This is a genomic window from Vibrio sp. 10N.222.49.C9, assembly GCF_041474985.1.
Taxonomy (GTDB): domain Bacteria; phylum Pseudomonadota; class Gammaproteobacteria; order Enterobacterales; family Vibrionaceae; genus Vibrio; species Vibrio crassostreae_C.
Genome location: NZ_JBFRVD010000669.1, coordinates 1 through 572 on the forward strand (window position 1 = coordinate 1; position 572 = coordinate 572).

The following is a 572-nucleotide window of genomic DNA, read 5'->3' on the forward strand; positions in this document are numbered from 1 at the left end:
GCTTACTTTGGATTGATTCGAAACTACTATCGCTTTGGCTGGTTGATCCCTTACTTCTTTGGTGCATCTCCTGCGATCTGTGAAACCTTTATTCAAGGTCGCGAAACAGACCTGCCGTTTGAAAAGCTAGAAGGCACAGGCACCTTGTACCTGCCTTACGCGACCTCTTTGCGCATGAGTGACCTAGGTTATACCAATAGTGAGCAAAGCGAGCTAAAGATAAGCTTCAATAGCGTCGGTGAGTATCTTGAAGGCTTGAATCGAGCGATTCGTAAGCCTTCAGAAAAATTCTCTAAGATTGGCGTTAAAGAAGATGGCCAATTTAAGCAGTTAAACAGCAATGTTCTGCAGATAGAAAATGAGCTTTATGCACCTATCAGACCTAAACGAGTTGCCAAGAGTGGTGAAAAGCCTTCAGAAGCGCTTGAACGTGGCGGTGTTGAATACATTGAGATCCGTGCGCTAGACGTCAACCCGTTTAACCCGGTGGGCATTAGCGAGCGTCAGATCCGCTTCCTTGATATTTTCCTGACCTGGTGTGCGCTGACAGAATCCGACCCAATGGATGACTG

Annotated in this window: 1 pseudogene; it reads left to right on the forward strand. The window is 46.5% G+C overall.

Features of this window, described 5'->3' with window-relative positions:
* Positions 1 to 572 (forward strand): annotated as a pseudogene (locus tag AB4585_RS25000) (glutamate--cysteine ligase); the annotation flags it as partial.